Source organism: Pediococcus pentosaceus (assembly GCF_001437285.1).
Taxonomy (GTDB): domain Bacteria; phylum Bacillota; class Bacilli; order Lactobacillales; family Lactobacillaceae; genus Pediococcus; species Pediococcus pentosaceus.
Genome location: NZ_JQBF01000004.1, coordinates 84,689 through 110,601, shown reverse-complemented (window position 1 = coordinate 110,601; position 25,913 = coordinate 84,689). Strand labels below are relative to the sequence as shown.

Sequence of the window (25,913 nt, the reverse complement as noted above, 5' to 3'; positions counted from 1 at the left end):
CTAAAATCTAATTTAGGGATTTTTTTGTTATTAGACTAGAATATAAACATTTATAGCTAATGATTCTATAGCAAAATAACTTTTAATTGTTTGCTAAGTATTGATTATTGTTGGAAGAAAGTAGTTTTTAATTATAGTAAGTAATTTTTAAAAATCATGTTAGATTGCTTATATTGCGGTGTTTAACTAGTAGTTATCTTTTTGCTAAGAGTTAAACTGAGTTCCTATAACCCCGGGTTTCAGTTATTATTTTTTTATAAGTTTAGATTATGTTATGGTACAATTCTATTATTTGATAAGTTTGCATCCTGTTTTAAACATTTAGTGTCAGAAACTAAACAAAATAGATTACCAAAATAAAAAACTTCAGAAAGACTAACTTTCTGAAGTTTTTTATAGTTTTAATTAAATTGTAAAGTATTAGTTCTCTGAAACTAGGAAATATTGGAAAATGTTTATATCATCTTCAAATTTTATTTCATAGAAGGTGTGGCCGTCAATTTGACGTTCATCATTCAGATCAATATAAGTGCGATCGGGATCAGCAATGTTACCCATTTCAACTTTGTGGCCATTGATTGTCCATTTATCATTGGAATAATCATTAATTACTTCATACTTGATACTACCATCCTTTTTAAATTGAATAGTAGCATGGTCTAAGTTATCGACAGCATTAGCATAAGTAGTAGGATATTCTTTGGTAATATAAAATTTTCGTCCAGCTATCTGTCTAGCTGGATTTTGATAAAGCGATTTCCAACAAAATAAAATAGCTATCAATGTCAAAAGACTGATAAGGATATTACTCATTTGAAACCTCCTGAATTAGTACCTACAAATCCGATGTATTCACACCTCTAATGGTAGATTAGTTAGTTACTTTTAGCAATATTTTTTTATAAAATAGGTAAATTTAGCTATGTTGTTTTACCTTCGATTTCGTTAGTTTTAATTTTGGAAGGTGGTTACTGCATGGTAAAAAGATTCCAATTTATTAGAAAAAACAGAAAAAGAAAAAATTTAACAATCGAACAATTAGCAGAAAAGGCGGATGTTTCGATTGATTTAGTTGCCAGATTAGAGCGTGGAGAACGTGAAGACGTATCTATATCAAAACTAGAAAGTATCTTACACGCTCTTGATCTAGAGCTAGGGGATGTTTTTAAGCACAGTAAATTAGATAAGAAAAGTGATGAATTTGTCAGAAAATTTTTAAAGTTAGATGCCGAAACGCGTGAAAAATATACAGATATATTTCTTAGCATTATTGATTTAAAAAATGAATAAATGTAAATTTATCTATTTTTTGTATCGGCTTACATAAAAATGAAGCATTAGTTACTTCGAATAGATATTTTAGATATTTTTCTTTGAATTATCATCAATTTTTATAATGAAATTCTTATTTATAAATTAAATTATAAGTCATTGATTTACGCGTGCTAGTATATTATACCGCAAATGTTGTGTTTGTTAATACGCTTTCTTCAAATTTTGAACGTATATTCACTAACTCTTATTAAAGATGCTTAAATAAGTTATCGCTAATTTATCATTTTTTTTGGAAAAAATTACTTTTTTAATTTCTACAAATAAATCTAGAAATGTGGTTGACACACTAATTTGTGAGTTTGTATACTAATACGTGCATGTTCGGTTGCTTGAGCAAAATATCCTGGGGTTAATGTTTTATGGGATATAATGCTATACAAAGTTAGAGTGCAGGATGAACAGTAAAGAATTGGGAAGCTTTACTGATTTTCATTAGCATTCTAATTAAGAACATGTAGTTGGAATAGCAGGGAAGTGCTTTTTTATTTAACTATTTAAAAAAGCCAAAGAAAAGGAGTAAGAATATAAGGAGTGTTTATCGTGGGAATACGGATAGATATAACGGGTAAGAAATTTGGTAAATTAGTGGCTAAGTATCCATCAGGGAAAGCAAAAAATGGGAATACTAAATGGCACTGTGTTTGTGAATGTGGACAAGAAAAAGATGTTGAATTACAGCATCTTAAATCTGGTGGCACAAAAAGTTGTGGAAATTGTTCCAGAATGAAATATGACTTACAAGGGAAAAGATTTGCTCGACTAACAGTTTTGGGTAGAGCGGATAAAGTCAGTTCTAATGGAAATATTTATTGGTTATGTCGTTGTGTTTGTGGCAAGATGATTGAGGCCGACAGTTACCGTTTACGAACAGGGAACGTAAAAAGCTGTGGGTGCTTACGTAAAGAAAAGGCTGCTCAAACAATTCGAAAGAATGCAGCAACGGCAGAACAAATTGGAAACAGTAACGCTTTCAAGGATCGGAATGGGAATCCGGTTCAAGCAGTCAACATTGGAGCTAGAAATACTAGTGGTGTAATCGGTGTTTCGTTTGATCATCCCTCACAAAAATGGGTTGCACGAATGATGCATAAAGGAGATTTAGTTTTAAATGCTACATTTCTAGATTTCGAAGAAGCTGTGGAAGCACGTCGAAGAGTTGAACACAAATATCTTAAAAATTTAAGTAGAACAAATTAATTTAATGAAAGACGTAACGCTGATAAAACAACGTTACGTCTTTTTTGATGAACCAATTTGACAAATCTTTCAATTATTTCCATTATAGAAGTTATGTACTTTTAAAAAGTAACCTTGAGAGGAAGAGTTTTAATGCAAGAATCATCAACAAAAAAATCCAATCCGATGGTAGTTGTGGCGATTGTGGCACTGATGTCTTTTATGGGAGTTTTAACGGAAACTTCAATGAACGTTACTTTCCCAGCTTTGATGCGAGAATTTAAGGTGTCATTAAGTACAGTGCAGTGGGTAACGGCAGGCTATTTGTTAATGGCTGCGTTAGTCATGTTAACTTCAGCTTACATGAAAAGAAGATTTACCAATCGACAGTTATTTGTGGCAGCAGCCATCTTGTTTGGATTGGGAGATGTTATCTGTGGCGCAGCGCTGAATTTTTGGGTGCTCTTGGTAGGCCGTTTAATTCAAGCCGGATGTGTGGGGTTATGTACTCCTTTAATGGTTAATATAATTTTAGAGGTTGTACCCCAACACAAGCTAGGAACTTATATTGGGTTAGCCAATTTAATTATTTTAATTGCGCCTGCCATGGGTCCGACCTTTGGAGGGGCCGTGGTCGCTTTTGCAAGTTGGCGAATGATTTTCTGGGGAACATTACCGATTGCATTGATTCTAATGGTTTTAGGGTCTAAAAAAATTAAACAATATACCCCAACTCAAAAACAGTATGCTTTTGATTGGACACGTTTTATTCTTTTAGGGTTGGCACTAGTAGCCCTAATCGTTGGACTCAATAATTTGGGGTCAGGCGCTTATATTTCATTTATCGTTTTACTATTATTTAGTATTGGTTTAACAACGCTGTTTGTAAAAAAATCTAAAAATGCTACTAAAGCTTTATTTTCACTAGACGTATTCAAAAATAAGGCCTTTCTATTTAGTTTTCTACCATATATAATGTTGCAATTCGCTAACGTGGGGATTAACTTTTTACTTCCCAACTACGTTCAAGATGTATTCCAAGCGACATCCTTAATTGGTGGTTTGATTTTGCTTCCAGGGAGTCTATTAAATGGATTTGGACAACCAGTTTATGGTTGGATGTTAGATAACTTTGGCGGAAAATTACCATTATATATGGGTGATATTTTATTTACCTTAGCGCTAGCATCCTTAGCCCTTTGGGGACCACATATGGGAGTATTGGGAATTACCATAGCATACTTAATTTTTGCCATTGGCCGTTCTATGGCGTTTGGTAATTCGGTTGCCTATGGTTTAAAACATATCAACCAAGAACTTCAAAATGACGCTAATGCGCTATATAACACCGGTCAACAGGTGGCTGGTGCGATTGGAACGACGGTTTTAGCGTTAATGATGGGTTCAGTTCATCATCCAGGTTATACCAGAGCCCAAAATATCAGTGCGGGCAGTGGATGGGCGTTTATTCTACTTGTTATTTTAGGATTAATTATCTTGGGCTTCTTTCATCGATTGGTAAATTTAGATAAGCAAATTAAACAGACGAATTAATCGTGAAGTTGTATAATTAAAATTGTATTATAAAATAAGGAGAAAACTATGGCTAAAATTACGCGTCTTTATGATTTATTTCAACCCGAACACTACGATATATTTTTAGATATCAGCCGTGAAACTAAGCATTTTCGTGGTAAAACGGTCATTCAGGGGATAGCCCAGCAGACCGAAATTGCACTTCACCAAAAGGATTTAGAAGTTATGGTGGTTTATGTTAATGATGAGAAAACGCCTTTTGAAATTGATTCAGCAAATGAAGTGATTCGTCTGCAACTAAGTCAAGCTGGTAATGTAACTTTGACTGTTGAATACGAAGCTGAACTAACGGACAGCATGATGGGAATTTATCCATCATACTATGAAGTCGATGGAGTTCAAAAACAGTTGGTTGGTACCCAGTTTGAAACAACTTTTGCTCGACAAGCCTTTCCTGGGATTGATGAACCAGAGGCTAAGGCAACTTTTGATTTAGCAATAAAGTATGACGAATATGATGGAGAAACCATTTTAAGTAATATGCCTGAAATTAAGGTAGTCGATGGAATTCATTATTTTGATACGACGGTTAAAATGTCGACATATTTAATCGCTTTTGCTTTTGGAGATCTTCAAAGTAAAATGACAAAGACGACTAGCGGCGTGCAAGTCGGAGTCTTTGCTACTAAAGCTCATCAAGCTCAAGAACTTGATTTTGCACTTGATATTGCCAAACGTTCAATCGAATTTTATGAAGAATTCTACCATACAGCTTATCCGTTGCCCCATTCATGGCAACTAGCTCTACCTGATTTTTCAGCCGGAGCAATGGAAAACTGGGGGCTAGTAACATATCGTGAAGCCTATCTTTTATTAGATCCTAAGAACACGGCTCTAGAAACTAAACAACTAGTGGCAACCGTCATCGCGCACGAGTTAGCTCATCAGTGGTTTGGTGATTTAGTTACCATGCAATGGTGGGATGATTTATGGTTAAATGAAAGTTTCGCCAATATGATGGAATACGTAGCAATTGATGCGATTGAACCTGATTGGCATATTTGGGAAATGTTCCAAACGTCCGATGTTCCTGCAGCCTTACAGCGAGATGCTACTGATGGTGTACAGTCTGTTCATGTGCAGGTCCAAAACCCAGCTGAGATAGACGCGCTATTTGATGGAGCCATCGTGTATGCTAAAGGAGCACGTATGCTAGTAATGGTGCGGGCCTTGATTGGCGATGACGCTTTACGTACCGGATTGAAGCAGTATTTTAATAATCACCAGTATGGAAATGCAAAAGGGGCGGACTTATGGGCTGCTCTAGGAGACGCTGCGGGGATTGACGTCGGAGCAATCATGCACTCATGGTTGGAACAACCGGGTTATCCCGTAGTGAATGTTGAAGTGGTCGATGGCCAATTAACTATTAGTCAACAACAATTTTTCATTGGTGAAGGACAAAATGCAGGACGGCAATGGCAAATCCCATTAAAAGGTAACTATGAAGTCGTTCCTCAAATTTTAGATCAACCTACTTTATCGTTAGGCGATTATCAACAGCTTCGAAATGAAAATGGGCAACCTTTCCGACTCAATGTTGGCAACGAATCTCATTTCATCGTCCATTATGCTAAGGATTTATTAGCGGATATCTTGGGAGCATTGGACCAACTAGGAGCAATTGATCAGCTGCAAATTCTCCAAGACTTAAGATTATTAGCTGAAGGAAATCAAATTTCGTATGCTGAAATTGTACCGCTACTGGAAAAATTTGCTGATAGTTCATCAGCGGTAGTTAACGATGTTTTATATCGCTTGGCTGGTGATTTGAAGAAATTTGTTCAGCCTGATAGTGAAGAAGAGGCGAACCTTCAAAAACTTTTCAATCAACTTAGTGCAAAACAGGTACAACGTTTAGGTTGGAAACCAAGGGCCGCGGAAAGTAATGATGATCAGTTAACTCGACCTTATGTATTGGGAGCCGCATTATACGCGAAGAATCCTGAAGCAATTTTAGCAGCACATGAACTTTTTGAACAAAATCAAAATCAGTTATCCAACTTGTCAGCCGATATTCGTAGTCATGTTTTGAGTAACGAAGTGAAAAACTTTAATAACGAACGACTATTTAACCAGTTAATGGAACAGTACCGTCAATCGACTGATCCAAGTTATAAAGCTGATTTAAGTAGAGCACTCACTGCTACTACGGATGAAAAGCAAATCAAAGCTATTATTGAAAAATTTGAGGATGCTAGCACGATTAAACCCCAAGATTTGCGAGCTTGGTTCCGAGGTCTATTAGCTAATGCTAAAGGGCAACAATTAACTTGGGATTGGATTCGAAATGATTGGAAATGGTTGGAAGATACTGTGGGTGGTGATATGGAATTTAATACCTTCATCACGGTGATTGCTAATATATTTAGAACACCAGCACGGTTGGAGGAATTCAAAGCCTTCTTCGAACCTAAATTGCAAACGCCAGGCTTAACACGTGAAATTACAATGGACATTAAAGTCATTGAAGGTCGAGTGAAGTTAATACAAGCCGAAAAAGCAGCTGTTAATACAGCCATCGAAAAGATAATTGCATAAAATAAAAAATTCAATCAGCGTTTAACGACGTTGGTTGAATTTTTTTGTTTATTTAATATTTTGAATTTCGCTAGCGTGGTCAGATAAATCACCACCGGCATTTTGAACGACTCCATTAGCGTAGACATAATATGAACCAGCATGGTCGGAAGTAACGTGGAAATAAATAGGGGAGGATTTACCAACGGAACTATAAGCTACTTTCCAACCCTTATCGCCATATTTGGCTTTAACTAGATTGATGGCCGCCTCAGAAGTTTGGATAGTTTCATCAGCTAACGGTTGATGATTATTTTGTTGTTCAGCGGCAGTTAAATCTGCACGACTTAGGTTGTTAGAACTCGTTTTATTTGAGCTATTATGGTTATTTTCAGACTTACTAGAGGAACTAATAGCACTATTGGAAGCTTTGGAAGTAGAACTACTTGCGCTAGCAACGCTTGATGAAGTTTGATCATCCTTAGTTGAAGATGAACTATTAGAACTTGCTTTTGAAGATGATGAAGCTTCTTTATCTTTCTTAGAACTAGCTTTTGAGCTAGCCTTTTTGCTAACCTTTTCTGTTTTAGAAGTAGCATTTGAAGACTGAGAATCTGGTTTTTGGTTTCCAGATCCGCAGCTAGCAAGCGTCAGTGGAACCAATGCTAAAAGTGCAATTGAAGCAATTTTTTTCATAATAAAACACTCCCCCATAATTATTTGTAAATCACAATAATCCTGCCTTGATTCTAACATATATGGTCATTACCTTAAAGGAGGTTAAACACTATAAAAATGGTGTTGTAAACGTTTAAAAGTATTGGAAGGAGGTGTAAAATTACAAAAATGAAACTAAACACGTTAAATCAAAATCATCAAATATAGACTTATACCCCCGCAACGGCTTAGCCAGCTGTTACAATTTTCCACAACTAGTTCGACAGTCCAAAATAACAAATTAAAAAGAATCATTTTTAGCCACTAATACTTAGTGAAACTAAAATGATTCTTTTTGTTATTTAATTACTAACGGTAAAATAACGACCGAATTCATTAAAATATGAGCAATCATCGAAGTTTGAATACGTCCGGTCTTTTTGTACAACCAACAGAATAGCAAACCAATGGCCGCATATAGAAAGATGTGACTATCGTTGTGCATAAATGCAAATGCTAGACTAGAAATGATGGCCATGACGGTGAATCCCAGCGTGGAATCAGATCCAAACATTGCACTGAGGTTACCAAATAAAACTTTTCTAAAAACCAACTCTTCCATGATTGGAGCTCCCACGGTGATCGCTAAAATGAAAAATGGATTGGTTTTAGCCAAAGTCACTAAAGTTGCGGTGTTTTGAGAAGTAGGATTACTTCCAAAAATGATCGTAATATAGCTAATCACAAATTGCAGCAAAATTACTAAGGCTGTTCCAATGATTCCCCAAGCAATAGCATATAGAAAAGATTTACGATTAGATTCGATATGGTTGATTTCGTTGGTTTTACTACTAATAAAGATTAGTAGCAGTGCGCCAACCAAGTAGTCGACAGTTTCAACCCAGATAAACCCAGCCCCCAGATTAATAAACACGTTTAAAATGCTAGGTAGAAGGAAAATTATTAAATACGTAATTAAAGTTAAAATTGAACTCTTAGAAATTTTCATCTCAACCCTCCTTTATTCCTGCTAGTATAGCATATTTAAAGTATTGCTAAATTTGATTGGTTAATAAAGGTCAAAAATACTTGCAATCTAAAAAAATCATGATATAGTTATCATTGTAGTTAGCACTTAGAGATGACGAGTGCTAAACAAATCTTATCAGTAAATTATATTTGGAGGGATTCACGTGTTAAAACCTTTAGGAGATCGCGTTATTTTAGAAGCTAAAGATGAAGAAGAACAAACTGTCGGAGGCATCGTACTTGCAAGCAATGCTAAAGAAAAGTCCCAAACTGGAAAGATTATCGCTGTCGGTAACGGTACAGTTTTAGACAATGGTCAAACAGTACCAATGAACGTCAAAGTTGGCGATACAGTAGTATATGACAAATATGCTGGTACTGAAGTTTCATACGAAGATAAAAAATACTTAGTTGTCCATGAAAAGGACTTAGTTGCAGTAGTTGAATAATTAATTTTTAATTTAGGAGTGTTGATAATGGCTAAAGAAATTAAATTTTCAGAAGATGCACGTACAAAAATGCTTAAGGGTGTAGATAAGTTAGCTGACACCGTTAAGTCAACAATTGGACCTAAAGGCCGTAATGTGGTCTTGGAACAATCATACGGTTCACCTACAATTACTAATGATGGTGTGACAATTGCTAAGGCAATCGAACTTGAAGATCATTTTGAAAATATGGGTGCTAAGTTAGTTTCAGAAGTTGCTTCAAAGACCAACGACATTGCTGGTGATGGTACAACTACCGCTACGGTTCTTACTCAAGCAATCGTCAATGAAGGAATGAAGAACGTTACTGCTGGTGCTAACCCTGTTGGTATCCGTCGCGGTATTGAAAAAGCAACAAGTAAAGCAGTTGAAGCTCTCCACAAGATGTCACATGAAGTAAAAACTAAAGATGATATTGCTCAAATCGCTTCAATTTCTTCTGCTAACCCAGAAGTTGGCAAGTTGATTGCTAACGCTATGGAAAAAGTTGGTAACGATGGTGTTATCACCATTGAAGAATCTCGTGGAGTTGACACAACATTGGATGTTGTGGAAGGTATGCAATTTGACCGTGGATACATGTCACAATACATGGTAACTGACAACGACAAGATGGAAGCTAACCTTGATAATCCATACATCTTAATCACTGATAAGAAGATCGGTAATATCCAAGATATTCTTCCAGTTCTTCAATCAGTAGTTGAACAAAGCCGTTCATTATTGATTATTGCGGATGACATTACAGGTGAAGCTCTACCAACACTTGTTTTGAATAAGATGCGTGGAACCTTCAACGTAGTTGCAGTTAAGGCTCCTGGCTTTGGTGATCGTCGTAAGGAACAATTGGAAGACATTGCTATCCTAACTGGTGGTACTGTAATTACAGATGACCTCGGTTTGAACTTGAAGGACGTTACTATCGAACAACTTGGTCAATCTAACAAGGTTACAGTTACTAAAGATGATACAACCATCGTTGAAGGTGCTGGAAGCCAAGAACAAATCGCTGAACGTGTTGGAATTATCAAACAACAAATCAGTGAAACAACTTCTGACTTCGACAAGGAAAAACTTCAAGAACGTCTTGCTAAGTTATCTGGTGGTGTTGCAGTAATCCGTGTTGGTGCTGCTACTGAAACAGAACTTAAAGAAAAGAAATACCGTATCGAAGATGCTTTAAACGCTACTAGAGCTGCCGTTGAAGAAGGTTTTGTTCCTGGTGGTGGTACAGCACTTGCTAACGTTATTTCAGACCTTGAAGACGTCGAAGCTGAAGGCGATGAAGCTACAGGTGTTAACATTGTACGTCGTGCGCTTGAAGAACCAGTTCGTCAAATTGCTGAAAATGCCGGCGAAGAAGGTTCAGTAATCGTTACAAAACTTAAGGGCCAAAAGCCAGGTGTTGGATACAACGCCGCTAACGACGAATGGGTCGACATGGTTGAAGCCGGAATCGTTGATCCTACAAAGGTTACACGTTCAGCACTTCAAAATGCTGCTAGTGTATCAGCATTATTGTTAACTACTGAAGCAGTAGTTGCTGACTTACCAGAAGACAACCCAGCTCCTGCAGCACCAGCTCCAGGTATGGGCGGTATGATGTAATTTAATTCTTAGAACTAACGATTTAAATTAGGAAGATGCGAAGGTTTGCCGAAAATTCAGCTCTCCAACGCTAAACTAGACTAATTTAAATTAAAAGAATCCATGATGCGATCAGCATTGTGGATTCTTTTTTATTTCCAACTAGGAGAATATGAATTAGAATAACTTAGAAGTTGAAAAACTTCTTTACTGGACTGAGGAATATTACGTTTAAATTACACCTTATTCAGATGAATTCTGTTATTATCAGTATATGAATTATAATCTTAAAAATTGTGCTAGTCATTTTGCGAGATTTGGAGTAGAATTTCACTTGCATATTTTTGAAAATGGAGAGTAAAAGATGTTTTCGTATTTGAAGCGTATTTTAATTGGTAAACCACTGAAAACGCTCGACGAGAGTGGACAAGCTTTAACGAAGTTCAAAGCCCTCGCCTTGCTATCTTCAGATGCTTTATCATCTATTGCATATGGTACCGAAGAAATTTTGTCGGTTTTGATTGTTTTATCTGCCGCTGCAACTTGGTATTCAATTCCAATTGCTGGGATTGTATTAGTGCTATTATTCGCGATTACCGTGTCATACCGCCAAATTATTAAGGCTTATCCATCTGGTGGTGGGGCGTATGTAGTAGCTAGTAAAAATTGGGGGACGTCGGCCGGTCTGGTGGCCGGTGGCTCACTTTTAGTGGATTACATGCTGACCGTAGCGGTTAGTGTGACCTCTGGTACAGAAGCGATTACGTCGGCGATTCCAGCATTGCAAAAGTACCATATTGCCATTGCGGTTTTGATTGTACTGGGGATTATGGCGCTGAATTTGCGGGGACTACGAGAATCAGCTAGTTTCTTAACGATTCCGGTTTACCTATTTATCGTGGTTATTTCCTTGATGATTGTGGTTGGTTTATACAACATTGCAACTGGTCAAGTGGCTTATCATGCGGCTTCCGCAGTGGGATCGGCAGTGCCCGGGATGACTTTTGTGATTTTCCTTAGAGCACTATCGTCTGGTTCTTCTTCTCTGACTGGGGTTGAAGCGATTAGTAATGCTGTTCCTAACTTTAAGAAACCACGTCGTAAGAATGCTGCAGGAACCTTAGCCATTATGTCATTGATTTTAGCTTCATTCTTTGCTGGAATTACGTTCTTGGCATACTACAGTGGAATTACACCAAGTTCTTCTCAAACCGTTTTATCTCAAATCGGTGTGATAATTTTTGGACATGGTATTTTCTACTACATCCTTCAATTATCAACGGCATTGATTTTGGCCGTGGCTGCTAATACTGGTTTCTCAGCCTTTCCAATGTTGGCATATAACTTAGCTAAAGATAAGTTTATGCCACATGCTTATATGGATCGTGGTGACCGTTTAGGCTATTCCAACGGTATTATTTCCTTGGCTGCCGGAGCAATCGTTTTGATTTTAATCTTTGGTGGACAAACAGGACTATTGATTCCATTGTATGCCATCGGGGTTTTCGTACCTTTCACATTGTCACAATCAGGAATGATTGTTCATTGGAAGCGTGAAGGCGGTAAAAAGTGGATGATAAATGCTTCTGCTAACTTGCTGGGAGCTTTACTATCAGCCGTTTTAGTAATTTGTTTGCTATTCTTACACTTTAGCAATGTTTGGCCATACTTTATTGTTATGCCACTCTTGTTAAGAATGTTCTACAAGATTCGTAAACATTACGATGAAGTTGCTGATCAATTACGAGTAATTGAAAAAGGTAAAGTTAACTTGCATGACTATGATGGTTCAACTGTGATTGTCTTAGTTAGCAACGTTACTCAAGTTACTTCTGGAGCAATTAACTACGCTCGTTCAATCGGGGACTACGTAATTGCAATGCATGTCTCTTTTGATGCTAATCCTGAAAAAGAACATAAGACCGCGATGGAATTTAAAGCTGAATATCCAGATGTACGTTTCATTGATATCCATTCATCTTATCGCTCAATTACGAACCCAACCTTACGTTTCTGTGATGTGATTGCCCGGCGTGCGGCTGAACGAAACTACACAACTACTGTGTTAGTTCCACAGTTTGTTCCAAGAAAACCATGGCAAAATATTTTGCATAACCAAACTGGTTTGCGTTTACGTGCTTCTTTGAACTCGCGTGAGAATATTATTGTCTCAACCTATAATTACCATCTGAAATAAATAAAAAGTAAAACCTAGCTGAGGCTAGGTTTTTTTGTGTCAAAATATGAAAAAATAATTTAAATTCTTTGCATTTTTAGTGAAGAAGATTGTATAAGGCTCATGAGTTTAGGTATAATGTGCTTATTACGAACAAAAAGAGGACAAATTATGCGATTTGAAATAATTGTTAGTTTATTTGCGACAATGATCATTTCGGCGATCTTAACACCATTTGTCCGGAGGATTTCATTCAAAGTTGGTGCCATTGACAAACCGACAGCCAGGCGAGTCAATAAAGTACCAATGCCAACCATGGGGGGATTGGCAATCTTCATTGCCTTCAATTTCTCATTATTTTTCTTATTGAGAAATCAAATACCTAATCCGCAGTTTTACGGAATTTTCTTCGGGGAATGCATTATTTTAGTAACAGGAATTATCGATGATATTTTTGAATTAAGACCTATACAAAAAATGATTGGAATCTTGTTAGCGGCGTTAGCGGTGTATCTATTTGCTAACGTTCGGATGACGACGTTAACTTTCCCATTTATTGGAATTGTTAACTTCGGGTGGTTTTCGTTACCAATTACGTTGCTATGGATAGCAGCTATTACAAATGCGATTAATTTATTAGATGGGTTAGATGGTCTAGCGACTGGGGTAACAATCATTGCGTTGTTTACCACAGGATTTACCGGACTATTCTTTCTACCATCTACTAATATCTACATTGTAATCATGATTTTTACCTTGGTAGCAGCTGAAATTGGTTTTTTACCTTACAATTTCTTTCCAGCACGGATTTATCTCGGTGATACGGGAGCTTTATTTATTGGATTTATGATTTCAATTTTCTCACTATCTGGTTTGAAAAATGCAACCTTTATCACAATTTTAATTCCAGTTATGATTTTGGGTGTGCCATTGACTGATACGGTTTATGCAATTTTGAGAAGATTATTAAATAAGGAATCTATTTCACACGCTGATAAACGCCATCTACATCATCGTTTGATGCAAATGGGCTTAACCCATCGACAAACAGTGTTAGTGATTTATGGAATTTCACTAATCTTTTCCTTTATTGCGCTGCTATATCCCGTTTCTACGTTGTGGGGCTCAGTGTTATTAACCATCGGAATTTTGATTGGAATCGAGATTTTTGTGGAAGCAATTGGATTAGTGGGCGAAAACCGTACGCCAATGCTAAATTGGATTCGAAAGCTCGTACGCTCTAATACTTCTAAAGTAGATAGTAATGAATTTAAAGAAGAGAACACTTTAAAAGATAAGGTTCGCACACGTAGTGAACGCCATAAAAAATGAGGATAATAACGATATTAGTCGTTGTCATCCTCATTTTTTTGATATGAAATTTGAACTCGTTTGGTACCTAAATCCTTAAAGGCCACGTTCCCACTAAAAAGACCGATTAGTTCTTGCTTTAAGGGTTCTAATTGTTCTTTGGAAATTGAAATAGTAGTAGTTACTTGGGTAGTGTATTCCGTTTCTAACTGGTTTAAATGATGTTGTTCAAGATAATAAACTAATTGATCATTGTTTTGATAATCAAGTTTAATCGATAAAAGCTCTTGATCAACAAGTTGAATCAAAGCAGCATTATTAACAGCTAGGGAAGTACTTGATCCATAGGCGCGAATTAAACCGCCTGCTCCTAACTTAATGCCACCGAAGTAACGCGTCACGACGATCAATACATTAGTTAAGTTCTCGCGTTTTAAAACCTCTAGGATAGGAGCGCCGGCTGTTCCGGAAGGTTCACCATCATCAGAGGCCCGTTGGATATCTTGCTGGTCACCCAAAATGTAGGCAAAACAGTTGTGATTAGCTTTAGCTTCGGTTGTGCGGATTTCCGTTAAAAGTTGATTGGCTTCCTCTTCACTTTGAATGGGAATAATCCGACTAATAAATCTTGATTTTTTGATATCTTGTTCAATTTTAAAATTTTCTTTGACGGATAAGATTGGTTTCAAGAAAAAGACTCCTTTTTGGGTATTTAATAAATATGGAAGAAATAGAAAAGCAAAAATACTATGGACGGCTAGTTTTACAGCCAATTAATGCAGTACCAACGGATTCGCTTGATTGTCGACCAGCAATTGTAATGAAAGGAAATCAAATTCACTGCCAACGATGTGGCGCAATTACCTCTAGTAGGGATGGGGCATTACCAGATCATCAATTCTATTGCCGTAAATGTATCAACTTAGGTAGAGTTTCTACCCTGGTTCAGTTAGCGACCATTCCTGAGCCTAATAATTTTGTGGCGAATCAGAGTTATTTAGAATGGCCGGGGAAGTTAACTGCTCCGCAAGCTCGCTGTTCAAAAGCGATTATTAATTCCATTGATCAGCAACAAAATCGTTTACTCTGGGCGGTTACTGGGGCAGGGAAAACTGAAATGCTCTTCCCGGGAATTAATCATGCTTTACAAAAGCAAAAAAGGATATGTGTGGCTTCGCCCCGAATTGACGTAGTCTTAGAGCTGTTTCCTCGATTTCAAGAAGCTTTTCCACAGGCTAAAATTGCCTTGCTTCACGGTCGATCCCCAGCTCCCTATGAATATACGCAGTTTGTGCTCTGTACAACGCATCAATTACTACGATTTTACCACGCCTTTGATGTTTTAATCATTGATGAAGTGGATTCTTTTCCCTATGCGATGAATCCTGAGCTGCATTATGCAACCAAGCAGGCCCGTAAATTACAAGGATCGACCATTTATCTTACAGCTACCCCGGACGGAAAACTTTTACAGCAAAGTCGGCAAGCTAAATTAGCTACCAGTTATCTAACTCGGCGTTTTCATGGACATCCACTACCAGAAATTAAAGTAGTGAGTGGGCAAAATTGGATAAAAAAGTTAAGAAAGGGTCGATTGCCAAGCCCATTAAGCCGATTTATTAAGGAACAAATTCAAGCACAGCGCCAATTTTTAATCTTTGTTCCCAAAATTGAGGTGCTACCGAAAGTATTGGAGGCTTTGCAACAGGTCTTTCCCACGGTCAAAGTTTTAACAGTTCACGCAGCAGATCCAGAGCGGGTGGCTAAAGTGCAAATGATGCGTAAACAGGAAATTGACGCTTTAATTACGATCACTATTCTTGAACGTGGAGTGACTTTTCCAGGTATTGATGTCGCTGTTTTAGGAGCAGATGATGCCGTCTTTTCCATGGCAGCATTGGTTCAAATTGCTGGTCGAGTTGGTCGAAGTCCCCAACGACCCAAGGGGACTGTATTATTTATTTGTCCAATGTTAAATCGAAATATAAAAAGAGCTCAAGCCCAAATCAAATTTATGAATCGAAAGGCGAGTGAATGTTGAAAAGTTGCTTACTTTGTAACCGAGGATTAAATAATAATTTAGATTTATCTTTTATTTTAAGTTTCAGAAAAATTACTCCGAAGTTAGTTTGCGAGGGGTGTATAACGAGTTTTTCCACATTAGTAGATCACAAAACGTGTATTAGATGTGGAAAACTTTCAGCAATTCTCGAGTGTGCGGACTGTCAACAATGGAATGATCAGTTCGTAAATCGAGCCATGTTTCAATATGATGAGGCGATGCGTAATTTTTTTCAGCACTATAAGTTTCAGGGAGATTATTTACTGAGAAAAGTTTTTCAAGATCAATTTGTTAATTTTATTCAAAAGATCCTTAAAGAAAACGAGTTGATTGTTCCGATCCCAGTTGATGAGAGTACAATGACCTCACGTGGATTTAACCAAGTAACTGGATTGATGGAAGGTCTGGATTGGAAAGATGTTTTGATTAATCAGCGCTCAAACGATAGTTTACATCAATTTCAACGTTCAAGAAGAGAGCGACTACAGCAAGATAGTTCTTTTATTTTGAAAAGCGGATGTGATATTAGTGGTGAACATATTTTGTTGGTGGACGATATTTATACGACCGGAGCCACCCTTCGACAAGCTCGGACCACTTTACTAAGAAATGGCGCGACCCAAGTCCGTTCAGTCACGCTTTGTCGGTAGTTATTTGGGTATATTCATTGTTTATTGTAGCGTTTTCATTTATAATGAAGTTGTACAGAAATACATGAAGTAGAATATATATTTCTGTTAGTGGATGCAGTTTATCCACAGTTGAAAGGAGAGAAGTCTTATGCTTGATTTTAATGTACGTGGTGAAAATATTGAGGTAACAGAAGCAATTCGGGATTATGTTGAGAAACGAATTGGTAAGATTGAAAAATACTTTGAACAAGGTGCCAATCCAAAGGCTCACGTTAACTTGAAAGTATACCAAGACAAAACGGCTAAGGTTGAAGTAACGATTCCATTGCCATACTTGGTATTACGAGCAGAAGAAACTTCGCCTGATTTATATGCGAGTGTTGACTTAGTAACTGATAAATTGGAACGTCAACTACGTAAATACAAAACAAAAATTAACCGCAAATCGCGTGAAACAGGATACAAAGGGGTTGAAATCCCTAGTGGTGATATTGTAGAGAACGAAGAGGAAGCCAGTCAATTTGATATCGTTCGTACTAAACAAGTATCCTTGAAACCAATGGGAAGTGAAGAAGCAATCTTGCAAATGGACATGCTAGGACATAACTTCTTTATCTATGAAGATGCAGAAAGTGGATCAGTTGATATTGTTTATCGCCGTCGCGATGGACGCTATGGTTTGATCGAATCTGCTAACGATTAGATCCGCTAAATAAATACAAAACAAAATTGCTTAACAAACTTCCAACGGTTTGTTAAGCTTTTTAAATATATTTAAGATTAGTTTGATTGTAATAATAAAAATGATAAACTTAAACAGGTTATCGTTTTTACGATTAAGTTAGTACGGAAGGAAATAGTACATGGCAAACATTTTAAAAAAATGGGTGGAAAGTGATGCGCGTGAGTTAAAAAGACTCGGTAAAAAAGCAGATAAGATTGAAGCCCTAAAAGAAGAAATGGAACAACTAAATGATGAAAAACTTAAGGCTAAAACTACAGAGTTTAAAGAGCGTCTACAAAATGGCGAAACTTTAGATGATATTTTAGTTGAAGCTTTTGCAGTCGCACGTGAAGCAGCTAAGCGAGTATTAGGCTTATTCCCATTCCGCGTCCAATTAATTGGTGGAATGGTACTTCATGGTGGTAACATTGCTGAAATGAAAACTGGTGAAGGTAAGACTTTAACGGCCACATTACCCGTGTATCTGAATGCCTTAGGTGGTAAAGGGGTTCACGTTGTTACTGTTAATGAATATTTGGCTGAACGTGACTCAAGTGAAATGGGTGAGCTTTATAAATGGCTTGGCCTAACAGTAGGGGTTAATTCTTCAGAAATGACTCCCGACCAAAAACGTGAAGCTTACAATTGTGATATCACTTATTCAACGAACAGTGAAATCGGTTTTGATTACTTAAGAGATAACATGGTTGTGTATAAAGAGGATATGGTACAACGTCCTCTAAACTTCGCCTTGATTGATGAGGTTGATTCAATTTTAATTGATGAAGCCAGGACACCTCTGATTATTTCTGGTCAGACTGAACCAACTGTTACGCTATATGAACGTGCTGACCGTTACGTGAAGACTTTGGCTGATGGTGATTACACGATTGATTGGGAATCAAAATCCATCTCATTAACAGAAAATGGGATTCGTCGTGCGGAAAACTTCTTTAAAACCGACAACCTCTACGATGTTGAAAATAGTGCGTTGAACCATCATATTGATCAAGCTCTTCGAGCAAATTATATTATGACTAAAGACAAGGACTACGTGGTTTCAGATGGTGAAGTCTTAATCGTTGATTCTTTTACAGGTCGTGTAATGGAAGGCCGTCGTTTTTCTGATGGACTGCACCAAGCGATTGAAGCTAAGGAACACGTTGAAATTCAAGATGGGGCTAAAACTATGGCCAACATCACTTATCAAAACTTGTTTAGAATGTATCGTAAACTTTCAGGGATGACCGGTACAGCTCGGACTGAAGCAGAAGAATTCCGTGAAATTTACAATATGGAAGTTACAACCATTCCAACCAACCGTCCGGTGGCTCGTGATGACCGTCCAGATTTACTTTATCCAACTTTGGAAAGTAAATTTAAGGCAGTGGTGAAGGAAATCCGTGATTTGCATATTAAAGGTCAACCAGTTCTAGTTGGTACGGTTGCGGTTGAAACTTCAGAATACCTCTCACGCTTGCTTGATCGAGAAGGTATTCCACATGTTGTTTTGAATGCTAAGAATCATGCCCGTGAAGCTGAAATTGTTACCAACGCCGGTCAAAAGGGTGCGGTAACAATTGCTACTAATATGGCTGGTCGTGGTACTGATATTAAATTAGGACCTGGCGTAGTTGAACTAGGTGGTTTAGCTGTAATTGGTACTGAACGGCATGAATCACGACGGATCGATAATCAGCTTCGTGGTCGTTCGGGACGTCAAGGTGATGTCGGAATGTCCCAATTCTATCTTTCACTAGAAGATGACTTGATGATTCGTTTTGGTTCAGAACGAATCAAAGATTTGCTTTCTAGGATGAAAATTGCGGATGAAGATGCAGTTATTCGAAGTGGTTTAATTAGCCGTCAAGTTGAATCTGCTCAAAAACGAGTTGAAGGTAATAACTACGATGCTCGTAAGAACGTTCTTCAATACGATGATGTTATGCGTGCGCAACGTGAAGTGATTTACGCTGAACGTCAACAAGTGATCATGGAAGAAACTAGTCTAAAAGATGTGCTAATGCCGATGGTTGATCGAACGATTGACCGCGTGGTTGATGCCCATACCCAAAAAACTCAAAAGAACTTTGATTTAGAAACCATTGTAGAATTTGCACGGACTGCCTTGGTTTCAGATAAAGACATTCATCAAGCTGATGTGGAAGGGATGTCTGCTAAAGAAATTAAGGACTACTTGAAACAACTAGCTGATCAAATGTACATTGAAAAAGAAAAAGCTTTGTACGACCCAGCTCAAATTCTAGAATTTGAAAAAGTTGTGATTCTCCGAGTGGTTGACCAACACTGGACCGATCATATTGATGCCATGGACCAGTTACGTCAATCGGTTGGACTTCGAGGCTATGGACAGTTAAATCCATTAGTTGAATATCAACAAGAAGGTTACCGAATGTTCAACGAAATGATTACAGATATCGAATATGAAACTACTCGATTATTTATGAAATCTGAAATTCGTCAAAATCTTCAACGGTAGTTGATTTATAATATAAAACTGGGAAGGTAATTTGACCGTTCCCAGTTTTTTAATGTGAAATGAAAAAAGGAGCTAACTTATATGGAGCTAGTTGAAGCAAAACATCAAATTGAAGATATGAAAAAAGAAGTCGCTGACTTCGGGAGGTCTCTTTGACTTAGATGCTTTGAATGAAAGTATCAGTGTCAATGAGGCCAAAATGGCAGAGCCTAACTTTTGGGATAATCAAGAACAGGCTCAAATTGTCATCAATGAAAATAATGAGTTAAAACAAAAATACGATAATTTTAAAAATTTAACCGACCATGTTGAAAACTTAGAGGTAACTGCTGAATTATTGGAAATGGAAGATGATCCTGACGTTCAAAGTGAGTTTGAGAGTGAATTAGCCGCCACGGCTAAATTATTGCAGGATTACCGTTTAGGATTATTGCTTAATGGTAAATATGATGCCAATAACGCAATTATAGAAATTCACCCCGGAGCGGGAGGAACAGAATCTCAAGATTGGGGTTCCATGTTGCTAAGAATGTACACGCGTTGGGCTGAGCAGCATCAGTTTAAGGTTCAAATTGAAGATTACCAAGCAGGTGAAGTGGCAGGAATTAGTAGTGTAACCATGCGAATTGTCGGTCACAACACATATGGTTATTTACGCTCTGAAAAGGGAGTTCATCGGCTAGTAAGACTATCACCATTTGATTCTGCTGGACGACGGCATACTTCTTTTGCATCAGTCGACGTTATGCCGGAATTGGATGATTCGGTTGAAGTTAACATTAACCAAGATGATTTACGGGTGGATGTATATCGTTCTAGTGGTGCTGGTGGACAGCATATTAACAAGACTTCTTCAGCGGTGCGAATTACGCATTTGCCAACTGGAATTGTAGTTGCGAGTCAAGCAGAACGTTCTCAATTACAAAACCGGGCTACCGCTATGAGTATGTTGAAGGCTAAGCTATTTGAGCTTGAAGAACAAAAGAAAGCAGAAGAAAAGGCTAAAATAGAAGGCATTCAACTTGAAATAGGATGGGGATCGCAGATTCGTTCTTACGTTTTCCATCCCTATTCTATGGTTAAAGATCATCGAAGCAACTTTGAGACGGCTAACGTTCAAGGTGTGATGGACGGGGATCTCGATGATTTTATCAATGCTTATTTGCAATGGAAATTGAAAGAAGATAATCCAAAATAGGGGGATTCGGATGTCAAAGACGATATTAGTTGTAGATGATGAGCCAGCAATTGTGACTTTAATTACTTATAATTTGGAACAAGCTAATTATCAAGTTGTGAGTGTGGATAACGGTTTAGATGCGGTGGAAATCGTCCAAAAGGGCTTAGTTGATTTTGTGATTATGGATTTAATGCTCCCTCAATTGGATGGAATTGAAGCTACCAAACAAATTCGCAAGTTTGATGAACAAATTCCAATTATTATGTTGACGGCTAAGACTAGTCAAGTTGATAAAATATTGGGATTGGAATTAGGGGCAGATGATTATATTACCAAACCATTTAGTCCTCAGGAGCTTCTTTCACGGATTAAAGTAATCTTGCGACGGACTGATCGGGCAATTAATTTGGCTGAAATTGATCCAACTCTACAAGCAGAAAATATCGCCATTGATTTCAAAAGAATGGTGGTTAAGAAGAATAATGAAAAAATTCAATTAACACCCAATGAATTTAAACTATTAAGGTATTTATACAAAAATGCCAACCAAGTTTTATCACGCGATCAAATTTTGGAGAAAGTTTGGGGATATGAATATGGGGGACAGACCCGTATTGTAGATATCCACATCAGTCATTTGAGGGATAAACTGGAAAATGATCCCAAACATCCACAGTTGATCAAAACCATTAGGGGGTTTGGATATGAGTTCGTCTCGAAAAAAGGCGATTAAGCGTACCGTGCAATTCGGTTTTGCTAGTCTAATCGGAAATGCCTTTATGGCTTTTCTGGTGTATAAATTAATTGTAAAAGAAAATCCACGAGTAACTAAGGTAGATATGTCACTGTTAATCGCCGTGATTTTATTAATTACGGTTATTGAAATAATTGTATTTTGGAGTAATCAAAAGAAAATTATTGAGCGTCAAAAGTTATTCAGAAAGAACTTAGAAGAAGTTATTAAAGGTAACCATGTTCCCAAGATTCAATTGGATCCAGAAGATCCATTTTATAAATTATCTAAAGTTGTTAATGAAATTGGTACCCATGAGCGTCATCAAATTCACGTTTTGAGAAATCAACAAAGTGAATTAACCGCCATTATGGATAATTTGCCAGTAGGAGTGCTAGTTATTAATCGGCACCGTGAACTACAAGTGGCTAACACGTACGCTATTAACCACTTAGGGATTACTGGACTCGACGTTCCTCACCCATATACCATGGATATTCGGGATCATGAATTAAGTGAATTGGTGGATAACGTGTTTAGAACACGTCAGAGTACTACCAAAACAATTAAACTAGATGGGGACCAGCCATATATTTATGAAACAACGGTTGTTTACAGTCCCAAAGTGCACCATAAATTTGAAATTATTGTGCTACTTTACGATGCAACGGAAACGGTGCGCTCTAAACAAATTGAACGTGACTTTGTTAACAATGCTTCGCACGAACTTCGTACACCAATTACATCGATTGCGGGCTTCGCAGATACGTTACTAAACGGAGCCAAGGACGATCCAGAAACCTTGGATAATTTCTTACGTATTATTAAGGCTGAAAGTGATAAGTTAGTGCAATTAACGGACGATATTTTAACCATGTCGCGCGTTAAGAGTGGTGAACGAGAACGTAAAGAAATTAATTTACATAAGTATGTGGATCAACAACTTAAGTTAGTAGAAAGTAACATCAGTAGCATGAATCTACATGTGGAAAACAATATTCCAGCAGATGTTAATGAAGAAGTGATTGAAAATGATTTATTCCAAATCGTCAAGAATTTGATTACTAATGCGATTAGTTACAATCGAAAAGGTGGAAAAATCAAGATTGATTACGGATCACATCATGACCGTTGGAAGCTCGTAGTGAGTGATACTGGTATTGGAATTCCTTTAGGTCAGACGGACCGCGTTTTTGAACGTTTTTATCGGGTGAATAACGCTACTAAAGGTGGTACTGGATTAGGTTTAGCCATTGTTAAAGAAGCGGTTGACGATATGAATGGTAGCGTTCGAATCGAATCAGATGAAGATAGCGGAACCACGGTGATCGTAAAATTCAAGCGTGATATTAATTAAATATTGTGGAATAAAGTTGAATTTTAATTCGGCTTTATTTTTTTTACACTTTTTACTATTTTAAAATTCTTTACATAATCTTTACATACCTCATATTTAACCTTTACGTTGCCCTTGTATGCTAATAATCGAAGCTAGAGATTAGGGAAAAGAGGCCAGGACATGAAAAAAGTTAATAAGGGGATTATCTTAGCGTCGATGATGGCAATACTCTTGATTTTGACTGGATGTCAGTCTAAGTCATCTCAAAAAAATTCAGTAACGATTGTGGGATCGACGGCGTTACAACCATTAGTAGAAAAAGCTGCTGCTGATTATCAAGTAAAAAATAGCGGTGTGGATATCACTGTTCAGGGGGGCGGATCTGGGACCGGTCTAAGCCAAGTTCAACAAGGCGCCGTAAGTATCGGAAATTCAGATGTTTTTGCAGAACAACAAGATGGAATTGATGCCAAAAAAGTGGTGGATCATAAGGTAGCGGTGGTTGGAATGGCTCCCGTGGTCAACCAAGATGTTCCAATTAAAAATATTTCTATGGCTAATCTACGTAAAGTATTTACAGGTAAAATTACAAACTGGAAACAACTGGGGGGGCCTGATCAAAAGATTGTGGTCATCAATCGAGCCCAAGGGAGTGGTATCCGGAAATCATTCGAACGAGTGGTATTAAAAGGACAACCAGCTTTGAATGCTCAAGAACAAGATTCAAATGGGACGGTACAAAAAATTGTACAAGCAACTCCAGGATCGATTAGTTATCTTTCATTCTCATATTTTAATAACCAAATTAAACATTTAGCGATTGATGGAGTTCAACCTAACGCTAAAAATGTGGAAAATAATCGTTGGAAAATTTGGTCATATGAGCACATGTATACGAAACCTAATGCCAGTGCAGCAACCAATAACTTTATTAAATACATGAAATCTGAAAAAGTACAAAAGAATTTAGTTTCAGACTTAGGTTATATTTCAATCCATGATATGAAGGTAGAACTAACAAGTGATGACCAAGTAATCCCAATTAAAGGAGCTGAGGAATAATGGATGCAGTAAAAAAAGAATTAACGCGTAAATCAAAGGCTTCCAGGCAGGACCAGCGTGGAAAGTTAATTTCCTTAGCTTGTGTAACTTTGATTATGTTGGTAGTCCTTTCAATTTTATACATGATTACTTCTAAAGGTTTAGCAACTTTCTTCGAAAATAAAATGAGTATTGTTGATTTCTTTACTAAGCAAGTTTGGAATCCGAGTGCTAAACCTCAAGCGTTAGTGGGCGCACTACCGATGATTGTAGGATCATTCAGTGTTACCGTTCTTTCAGCCCTTTTGGCAGCGCCATTTGCGATTGCCACCGCCATCTTCATGGTTGATATTGCAGGAAAACGTGGACGTAAAATTTTACAACCGGTCATCGAATTGTTGGTGGGAATTCCATCAGTAGTTTACGGATTTATCGGGTTGACGGTCGTCGTGCCCTTTACTCGAACAGTATTTGGTGGAACTGGTTTTGGAATTTTGTCGGGAACCTTCGTACTGTTTGTCATGGTCTTACCGACCGTAACTTCCATGTACGTTGATAGTTTAAAAGCTGTTCCACAGTTTTATCGCGAGGCTTCATTGGCTTTGGGAGCCACACGGTGGCAAACAATCTACAAAGTTATCATTCGAGCTTCCATTCCAGGCTTACTAACTGCTATTATTTTTGGAATGGCTAGAGCCTTTGGTGAAGCCTTAGCTGTTCAAATGGTAATTGGTAATGCATCGATTTTACCAAGTGACTTAGTATCACCAGCCTCAACGTTAACTAGTGTGTTAACAACGGGAATTGGAAATACAGTTTTAGGGACTTTACCTAATAATGCCTTATGGTCATTAGCATTGGTGCTCTTACTAATGTCCTTGGTATTTAACCTCCTAACAAGGTTTATTGGAAAGAAGGGAGCATTTTAAATGAACGCTAAGAGAGTTGATAAGATTGCTACAGCCGTTATTTATCTATTAGTTGGAATCGTTATTTTAATTTTAGTGGCTCTACTAGGTTTTATCTTGATTACGGGGTTACCACACGTCACTTGGTCATTTTTAACCTCACCAGCATCGGCATTTAATGCTGGAGGCGGGATTGGTGATCAGCTCTTTAACTCCTTTTATCTACTATTTCTAACCTTGTTGATTTCTTTTCCAATTTCACTTGGAGCTGGAATTTACTTAGCGGAATATGCGAAGAAAAATCGAGTAACTGAAGCTATTCGAATTACCATTGAAGTTTTAAGTTCCTTACCATCAGTAGTAGTGGGGTTATTTGGATTTTTACTCTTCGTAGTGCAATTTAAATTAGGATTCTCCATTATCTCAGGAGCGATTGCTTTAACCTTCTTCAACCTACCGCTGTTAACTCGAAATATTGAAAATTCTTTAAATGGTGTTTCTAATTTACAACGAGAGGCGGGGCTTTCATTAGGACTTTCTCGTTGGAAAACCGTTACTAAAGTGGTCGTGCCTGCTGCTCTACCAGGAATCATAACTGGAATTATTTTAAGTGCTGGACGCGTTTTTGGAGAAGCCGCCGCTTTGATTTTTACCGCTGGACAGAGTGCTCCAGTATTAAACTACGCAAATTGGAATCCTTTTAGTGGCGACAGTCCCTTGAATATTTTCCGTCCTGCCGAAACCTTGGCAGTGCATATTTGGAAGATTAATACCGAAGGAATCATGCCCGATGCCAGTCAAGTTTCCGCCGGGGCTTCTGCAGTTTTAATCATTGCAGTATTAGTCTTTAATCTTGGGGCCCGTTGGGCAGGAAATTATGTTTATCGTAGAATCACTGCCAGCAAATAGAATTTGGAGG

22 protein-coding genes are annotated in these 25,913 nt (G+C 37.6%); 18 read left to right on the top strand and 4 right to left on the bottom strand.

Annotated features, from left to right (window positions below; genetic code table 11):
• Positions 1–420: 420 nt before the first annotated feature.
• The gene (locus IV86_RS05475) at positions 421–813 is read right to left on the bottom strand and encodes a hypothetical protein (RefSeq protein WP_029257749.1); all 393 of its coding nucleotides are present in this window, start codon (positions 811–813) and stop codon (positions 421–423) included.
• Between the two features lie 162 nt (positions 814–975).
• On the opposite strand from IV86_RS05475, the gene IV86_RS05470 reads away from it, so the two are divergent.
• The 4 genes from IV86_RS05470 (at position 976) to IV86_RS05455 (ending at position 6,648) form a co-directional block, all read left to right on the top strand.
• Positions 976–1,290, top strand: a complete 315-nt coding sequence (locus IV86_RS05470; RefSeq protein ID WP_002834477.1) for a helix-turn-helix domain-containing protein — start codon at positions 976–978, stop codon at positions 1,288–1,290.
• Between the two features lie 585 nt (positions 1,291–1,875).
• On the top strand, positions 1,876–2,532 hold the full coding sequence (locus IV86_RS05465; protein WP_011673065.1) for a hypothetical protein: 657 nt from the start codon (positions 1,876–1,878) through the stop codon (positions 2,530–2,532).
• A gap of 132 nt (positions 2,533–2,664) precedes the next feature.
• Positions 2,665–4,065: an MFS transporter gene (locus tag IV86_RS05460; RefSeq protein ID WP_002834475.1), complete on the top strand. Its 1,401-nt coding sequence runs from the start codon at positions 2,665–2,667 to the stop codon at positions 4,063–4,065.
• A 48-nt stretch (positions 4,066–4,113) separates the two neighbouring features.
• Entirely contained in the window at positions 4,114–6,648 is a 2,535-nt protein-coding gene (locus IV86_RS05455) for a M1 family metallopeptidase (protein WP_056979423.1), read from the top strand.
• Positions 6,649–6,696: 48 nt separating this feature from the next.
• On the opposite strand, the gene IV86_RS05450 is transcribed toward IV86_RS05455, so the two are convergent.
• Positions 6,697–7,323, bottom strand: coding sequence for a hypothetical protein (locus IV86_RS05450; RefSeq protein ID WP_056979422.1), 627 nt, complete (start codon positions 7,321–7,323; stop codon positions 6,697–6,699).
• Between the two features lie 319 nt (positions 7,324–7,642).
• Positions 7,643–8,293: a CPBP family intramembrane glutamic endopeptidase gene (locus tag IV86_RS05445; RefSeq protein WP_002834472.1), complete on the bottom strand. Its 651-nt coding sequence runs from the start codon at positions 8,291–8,293 to the stop codon at positions 7,643–7,645.
• Between the two features lie 184 nt (positions 8,294–8,477).
• Here IV86_RS05445 and groES point away from each other — a divergent pair, with 184 nt between their 5' ends.
• The 4 genes from groES (at position 8,478) to IV86_RS05425 (ending at position 13,896) form a co-directional block, all read left to right on the top strand.
• Positions 8,478–8,762, top strand: a complete 285-nt coding sequence (gene groES, locus IV86_RS05440) for a co-chaperone GroES (RefSeq protein WP_002834471.1) — start codon at positions 8,478–8,480, stop codon at positions 8,760–8,762.
• Positions 8,763–8,789: 27 nt separating this feature from the next.
• Positions 8,790–10,409, top strand: a complete 1,620-nt coding sequence (groL, locus tag IV86_RS05435) for a chaperonin GroEL (RefSeq protein WP_002834470.1) — start codon at positions 8,790–8,792, stop codon at positions 10,407–10,409.
• Positions 10,410–10,752: 343 nt separating this feature from the next.
• The gene (locus tag IV86_RS05430) at positions 10,753–12,585 is read left to right on the top strand and encodes an APC family permease (RefSeq protein WP_056979421.1); all 1,833 of its coding nucleotides are present in this window, start codon (positions 10,753–10,755) and stop codon (positions 12,583–12,585) included.
• A 150-nt stretch (positions 12,586–12,735) separates the two neighbouring features.
• Positions 12,736–13,896, top strand: a complete 1,161-nt coding sequence (locus tag IV86_RS05425; RefSeq protein WP_011673068.1) for a glycosyltransferase family 4 protein — start codon at positions 12,736–12,738, stop codon at positions 13,894–13,896.
• A 14-nt stretch (positions 13,897–13,910) separates the two neighbouring features.
• Here the strand turns inward: IV86_RS05425 and IV86_RS05420 are convergent, their stop codons facing one another.
• On the bottom strand, positions 13,911–14,564 hold the full coding sequence (locus IV86_RS05420; protein ID WP_056979420.1) for a YigZ family protein: 654 nt from the start codon (positions 14,562–14,564) through the stop codon (positions 13,911–13,913).
• A 32-nt stretch (positions 14,565–14,596) separates the two neighbouring features.
• Here IV86_RS05420 and IV86_RS05415 point away from each other — a divergent pair, with 32 nt between their 5' ends.
• The 10 genes from IV86_RS05415 (at position 14,597) to pstA (ending at position 25,903) form a co-directional block, all read left to right on the top strand.
• Positions 14,597–15,916 (top strand): ATP-dependent helicase ComFA, encoded by a 1,320-nt coding sequence (locus IV86_RS05415; protein ID WP_056979419.1) that lies wholly within the window; start codon positions 14,597–14,599, stop codon positions 15,914–15,916.
• 239 nt (positions 15,917–16,155) lie between these two features.
• The gene (locus IV86_RS08840; protein ID WP_011673070.1) at positions 16,156–16,587 is read left to right on the top strand and encodes a ComF family protein; all 432 of its coding nucleotides are present in this window, start codon (positions 16,156–16,158) and stop codon (positions 16,585–16,587) included.
• 130 nt (positions 16,588–16,717) lie between these two features.
• Positions 16,718–17,272 (top strand): ribosome hibernation-promoting factor, HPF/YfiA family, encoded by a 555-nt coding sequence (gene hpf / locus IV86_RS05405; RefSeq protein WP_002834463.1) that lies wholly within the window; start codon positions 16,718–16,720, stop codon positions 17,270–17,272.
• A gap of 160 nt (positions 17,273–17,432) precedes the next feature.
• Positions 17,433–19,793, top strand: a complete 2,361-nt coding sequence (gene secA / locus IV86_RS05400) for a preprotein translocase subunit SecA (RefSeq protein WP_002834462.1) — start codon at positions 17,433–17,435, stop codon at positions 19,791–19,793.
• Between the two features lie 81 nt (positions 19,794–19,874).
• A protein-coding gene (prfB, locus tag IV86_RS05395) for a peptide chain release factor 2 (protein WP_133281366.1) occupies positions 19,875–20,991 on the top strand; the annotation gives its coding sequence in 2 pieces (ribosomal slippage) (positions 19,875–19,946 and positions 19,948–20,991; 1,116 coding nt in all).
• A 10-nt stretch (positions 20,992–21,001) separates the two neighbouring features.
• Complete coding sequence (locus IV86_RS05390; RefSeq protein WP_002834460.1) at positions 21,002–21,706, top strand: response regulator transcription factor; 705 nt, start codon at positions 21,002–21,004, stop codon at positions 21,704–21,706.
• Positions 21,678–23,063 carry a sensor histidine kinase gene (locus tag IV86_RS05385; protein WP_002834459.1) on the top strand — a complete coding sequence of 462 codons (1,386 nt, stop codon included), beginning with the start codon at positions 21,678–21,680 and terminating at the stop codon, positions 23,061–23,063. The genes IV86_RS05390 and IV86_RS05385 overlap by 29 nt, the downstream gene beginning before the upstream one ends.
• A gap of 162 nt (positions 23,064–23,225) precedes the next feature.
• Entirely contained in the window at positions 23,226–24,107 is an 882-nt protein-coding gene (locus tag IV86_RS05380; RefSeq protein WP_002834458.1) for a phosphate ABC transporter substrate-binding protein PstS family protein, read from the top strand.
• A complete protein-coding gene (pstC, locus tag IV86_RS05375; protein ID WP_011673073.1) occupies positions 24,107–25,015 on the top strand; it encodes a phosphate ABC transporter permease subunit PstC in 909 nt (302 codons plus the stop codon). Before IV86_RS05380 ends, pstC begins: the two co-directional genes overlap by 1 nt.
• Positions 25,016–25,903: a phosphate ABC transporter permease PstA gene (gene pstA / locus IV86_RS05370; protein WP_002834456.1), complete on the top strand. Its 888-nt coding sequence runs from the start codon at positions 25,016–25,018 to the stop codon at positions 25,901–25,903.
• Positions 25,904–25,913: the final 10 nt, after the last annotated feature.

Coding starts and splice junctions, on each gene's coding strand:
- IV86_RS05475 (WP_029257749.1), bottom strand. CDS start 813: ATGAGTAATATCCTTATCAGTCTTTTGACATTGATAGCTATTTTATTT.
- IV86_RS05470 (WP_002834477.1), top strand. CDS start 976: ATGGTAAAAAGATTCCAATTTATTAGAAAAAACAGAAAAAGAAAAAAT.
- IV86_RS05460 (WP_002834475.1), top strand. CDS start 2,665: ATGCAAGAATCATCAACAAAAAAATCCAATCCGATGGTAGTTGTGGCG.
- IV86_RS05455 (WP_056979423.1), top strand. CDS start 4,114: ATGGCTAAAATTACGCGTCTTTATGATTTATTTCAACCCGAACACTAC.
- IV86_RS05450 (WP_056979422.1), bottom strand. CDS start 7,323: ATGAAAAAAATTGCTTCAATTGCACTTTTAGCATTGGTTCCACTGACG.
- IV86_RS05445 (WP_002834472.1), bottom strand. CDS start 8,293: ATGAAAATTTCTAAGAGTTCAATTTTAACTTTAATTACGTATTTAATA.
- groL (WP_002834470.1), top strand. CDS start 8,790: ATGGCTAAAGAAATTAAATTTTCAGAAGATGCACGTACAAAAATGCTT.
- IV86_RS05430 (WP_056979421.1), top strand. CDS start 10,753: ATGTTTTCGTATTTGAAGCGTATTTTAATTGGTAAACCACTGAAAACG.
- IV86_RS05425 (WP_011673068.1), top strand. CDS start 12,736: ATGCGATTTGAAATAATTGTTAGTTTATTTGCGACAATGATCATTTCG.
- IV86_RS05415 (WP_056979419.1), top strand. CDS start 14,597: ATGGAAGAAATAGAAAAGCAAAAATACTATGGACGGCTAGTTTTACAG.
- IV86_RS08840 (WP_011673070.1), top strand. CDS start 16,156: ATGCGTAATTTTTTTCAGCACTATAAGTTTCAGGGAGATTATTTACTG.
- hpf (WP_002834463.1), top strand. CDS start 16,718: ATGCTTGATTTTAATGTACGTGGTGAAAATATTGAGGTAACAGAAGCA.
- secA (WP_002834462.1), top strand. CDS start 17,433: ATGGCAAACATTTTAAAAAAATGGGTGGAAAGTGATGCGCGTGAGTTA.
- IV86_RS05390 (WP_002834460.1), top strand. CDS start 21,002: ATGTCAAAGACGATATTAGTTGTAGATGATGAGCCAGCAATTGTGACT.
- IV86_RS05385 (WP_002834459.1), top strand. CDS start 21,678: ATGAGTTCGTCTCGAAAAAAGGCGATTAAGCGTACCGTGCAATTCGGT.
- IV86_RS05380 (WP_002834458.1), top strand. CDS start 23,226: ATGAAAAAAGTTAATAAGGGGATTATCTTAGCGTCGATGATGGCAATA.
- pstC (WP_011673073.1), top strand. CDS start 24,107: ATGGATGCAGTAAAAAAAGAATTAACGCGTAAATCAAAGGCTTCCAGG.
- pstA (WP_002834456.1), top strand. CDS start 25,016: ATGAACGCTAAGAGAGTTGATAAGATTGCTACAGCCGTTATTTATCTA.